Source organism: Xanthobacter autotrophicus, from assembly GCF_029991245.1.
Lineage (GTDB): Bacteria > Pseudomonadota > Alphaproteobacteria > Rhizobiales > Xanthobacteraceae > Xanthobacter > Xanthobacter autotrophicus_C.
In genome coordinates this window covers 1-3,567 of record NZ_JAIVFO010000240.1, presented here as the reverse complement: position 1 = coordinate 3,567, position 3,567 = coordinate 1, and the positions used below count along the sequence as shown (strand labels likewise).

Here is a 3,567-nt window from a genome sequence, read left to right as displayed (position 1 = left end):
GGCTCAGTCCTCCTCTTCCACGTGGGGCTGGGTGAGGGAGCGCCACACCAGCACCGGGATGATCAGCATGAAGACGATGACCTCCTTCAGGTCCGAGGCGACGAAGGAGGAGAAGGCCTCGACGATCCCCACCGCGAGGGCGGCGACGGCGGTGAGCGGATAGCTCGCCAGCGCGCCCACGATGGCGGCGACGAACCCCTTGAGCCCGATGAGGAAGCCGGTGTCGTAATAGATGGTGGTCACCGGTGCGATCAGGATGCCCGAGAGCGCGCCCACGAGGGCGGCGAGGCCGAAGGCGAGGGCGCCGGCGAAGGAGGTGCGGATGCCCACCAGCCGCGCGCCGAGGCGGTTGACCGCGGTGGCCTTCAGCGCCTTGCCCCACAAGGCGCGCTCGAAGAAGAACCAGAGCGCGCCGATGGCGAGCAGCGTCACGGCGTAGATGACGAGGCTCTGCCCGCTCACCAGCAGGGGGCCGAGTTCCAGCGTCAGCTCCGACAGGCTCGGCGCCCGCACCCCCTCCGCGCCGAAGAAGACGAGCCCGAGCCCGACCAGGGCGAGATGCACGCCCACGGCGGTGATGAGCAGGGCCAGGATGGAGGCCGAGGCGATGGGCTGAAACGCCACCCGGTAGATATAGGGGCCGAGCGGCGTGACGAGGGCAAGGGTGAGCAGGATGTGCACGCCCGGTCCGAAGCCCGCCCCCGCCACGCCATAGGTGGCGGCAAGGAGAACCGCCGGCAGGGCGAGGGTCAGGCCGGCGCTGCGGGCGAGTTTCCTCGCGTCGATCCCGGTGCTAAGCGAAGAGGCGAGATCGAAGGCGAAGGCGAGCGCGCCGAAGGCCGCGGTGAGCCACACCGTGCCCGGCAGCCGGCCCGCCTCCAGAAGCGCATAGGTGAGTGCGCCGAAGGCGACCAGCTCGCCCTGGGGAATGAAGATGACGCGGGTGACCGCGAAGATGAGGACGATGGCGATGCCGAGCAAAGCGTAGACCGCTCCGTTCGTGATACCGTCCTGCAACAGGAAAAGCAGAATCGTGCCGTCCACGGATGCGTGTCTCCCCCTCCAGCCGGCTCCGTTCAGGGTGTTGGGCCTGAACGGTGAAACCGGCTCTGACGTTATGAAAAGAGAACGTTTTGCCGATCACATTGCGAGGCAATCCGATCGGAGCGTGCTCTTGCGTCCTGCCGCACGGATGCGTTCGCCCCAAGGGGCGTCGGATCTGGCGGCGACTGTGCGGGACGCGGACGTCCCTCCCGGTTGGTTCTTGTTTAATTGATATGGATCATAACAATATTTTCGAGGGTCGGCAAGACGGCCGAAACCTGCGAAATGGACAGGACGGCTTGGCCGTCACGGCTTCCGCGACCGGGAGCACAAGAGCACGCGCCGATCAGCTTGCATCGGAAGCTGATCGGACAACGCGTTCTCTTTCTTGAATGTAGAGGGCGAAGGGCGAACGATGGGTGCTGAAGACGACCTGACACCGGCCCGCAAGACTCAGGCCCAGAAGACACCGGCGCAAAAGACACCGTCCGCCAGCGGCGCGCCGGCGCGGCGCGGGCGCAAGCCGGCGCGCGCGGTGGAGCCGGACGATGCGGACGATGCGGCCGAGGCCTCGGACCTCGACCTCACGGGTCTCACGAGCGTTGTCGGCTACACCCTGCGGCGGGCGCAGATGGCGGTGTTCGAGGATTTCAGCGCCCGTTTCGCGACCCTCGACCTGACGCCCGCGCAATATTCCGTGCTGCTGGTGATCGCCGACAATCCCGGCCGCAAGCAGTCGGAGATCGCGCGGGTGCTCGGCATCCAGCGCACCAATTTCGTCGTCATGCTCGACCAGCTGGAAAAGCGCGGGCTCGCCGAGCGCACGCGCTCGGCCACCGACGCGCGCTCCCACGCGGTGTTCCTGACCAAGGCGGGAACCGCGCTCCTCAACAAGGCGCGCAAGCTCCAGTCGGCGCAGGAGGAGGACTTCGCCAGCCTGCTGGGTCCCGGTGGACGCGACACGCTGGTGGCGCTGCTGCGGAAAGTGGCGCGGATCGACTGATACCAGGGCCCATGCGCCTGTCTCATGGGTCCTGGGTCAAGCCCGCGCGGTCAGGGCTTCACCAGGGGGCAGCCGCCCTCGCTCATGGGGCGGAACACCTCGGCCGCGGGCAGGGTGGCCAGGGGCTTGTAATAGTCCCACGGGCCCTTGCTCTCCTCCGGGGCCTTCACCTCGTAGAGGGTGAGGTCGTAGAGCACGCGGCCATCGGGGCGGATGGAGCCGGAATGGCCGAAATAGTCCACCGGCAATTGCCGCATCTGCGCATTGACCCGCGCCGCATCGTCGGTGCCGCTGGCGGCCACCGCCTTCAGGTAGTGGGTCACGGCCGCGTAGCCCGACGCCTGCTCCTTGGTGGGCATGCGGCCGGTCTTCTCGAAGAAGCGCCTGGCAAACGCGCGCGCCGCGTCGTTCTGGTCCCAGTAGAAGCCGGTGGAGACCAGGAGCCCCTTGGCGAGCTTGAGGCCCAGGGCGTGGATATCGGTGATGAAGACGAGGAAGCCCGCGAGCTTCTGCCCGCTGTCCACGATGCCGAATTCCGCCGCCTGCTTGATGGCGTTGCCGGTGTCGCCGCCCACATTGGCGAGCCCGATCACCTGCGCCCGGGAGGCCTGCGCCTGCAGCAGGAAAGAGGAGAAATCCGACGCGGCGAAGGGATGGCGCACGCCGCCGAGCACCTTGCCGCCGCTGTCGCGGATGGCGGTGGAGGCGTCGCGCTCCATGGCATGGCCAAAGGCGTAGTCCGCCGTGAGGAAGAACCAGGTCTTGCCGCCGGCGCGGGTCACCGCGCGGGCGGTGCCGTTGGCGAGGGCATAGGTGTCGTCGGCCCAATGGATGGAATAGGGCGAGCAGGCCTTGCCGGTGAGGTCGGAGGTGGCGCCGCCGGCGATCAGGGCGGTCTTCTTCTTGTCCCGCGCGATCTCCTGCGCGGCGAGGGCGACGGAGCTGGTGGGCAGGCCCGTCACCGCATCGACGCCGTCCTGATCGAACCACTGGCGCAGGATGGCGCCGGCCACGTCCGGCTTGTTCTGGTGGTCGGCGGAGACGATTTCGATCCTCCTGCCCGCGACCGTGCCGCCGAAGTCGTCGGCGGCCATCTGCACGGCAAGCACCGCGCCCTTGCCGCCGATGTCGGCGAACTGGCCGGACAGATCATTGAGCACGCCGATCCTGACCACGTCGTCGGAAATCTGCGCGCGGGCAGGCCCCGGCGCGGCCATGGCGGCGACGATGAGCGCGGTCGCCCCCGCGCATCGGATGGATGGTCTGCCCATGGTGTCCTCCCTGGAGCACGCGCTGATCGGATCGCGTGACACGTTTTCTTTCTTGGAACGTGGAGACGGATCCGCCGCTGCGCCGGGGCGGCGCGCGGCGGGTCGGAATGGTCGCGTCAGACGTCGAAGAAGACGGTCTCGTTCTCGCCCTGCAGGCGGATGTCGAAGCGGTAGGTGGCGATGGCGTCCACCTCGCCGCGCAGGCCCACGAGGGTGTCGCGCCGCCCGACGTGCTCGATGGACTTCAGC

Annotated in this window: 3 protein-coding genes; 1 reads left to right on the top strand and 2 read right to left on the bottom strand. The window is 68.1% G+C overall.

Going from position 1 to position 3,567, the window contains the following annotated elements; translation table 11 throughout:
• Positions 1-3: 3 nt before the first annotated feature.
• The gene (locus K9U41_RS22195) at positions 4-1,044 is read right to left on the bottom strand and encodes a branched-chain amino acid ABC transporter permease (RefSeq protein WP_282643013.1); all 1,041 of its coding nucleotides are present in this window, start codon (positions 1,042-1,044) and stop codon (positions 4-6) included.
• A 415-nt stretch (positions 1,045-1,459) separates the two neighbouring features.
• On the opposite strand from K9U41_RS22195, the gene K9U41_RS22190 reads away from it, so the two are divergent.
• Positions 1,460-2,047, top strand: coding sequence for a MarR family winged helix-turn-helix transcriptional regulator (locus K9U41_RS22190; protein ID WP_282643012.1), 588 nt, complete (start codon positions 1,460-1,462; stop codon positions 2,045-2,047).
• A 50-nt stretch (positions 2,048-2,097) separates the two neighbouring features.
• On the opposite strand, the gene K9U41_RS22185 is transcribed toward K9U41_RS22190, so the two are convergent.
• On the bottom strand, positions 2,098-3,318 hold the full coding sequence (locus K9U41_RS22185; RefSeq protein WP_432715846.1) for an ABC transporter substrate-binding protein: 1,221 nt from the start codon (positions 3,316-3,318) through the stop codon (positions 2,098-2,100).
• Positions 3,319-3,567: the final 249 nt, after the last annotated feature.

What these genes read in the sequence shown, in the direction of transcription:
- K9U41_RS22185 (WP_432715846.1), bottom strand. Translation starts at nt 3,318, where the DNA reads ATGGGCAGACCATCCATCCGATGCGCGGGGGCGACCGCGCTCATCGTC.
- K9U41_RS22190 (WP_282643012.1), top strand. Translation starts at nt 1,460, where the DNA reads ATGGGTGCTGAAGACGACCTGACACCGGCCCGCAAGACTCAGGCCCAG.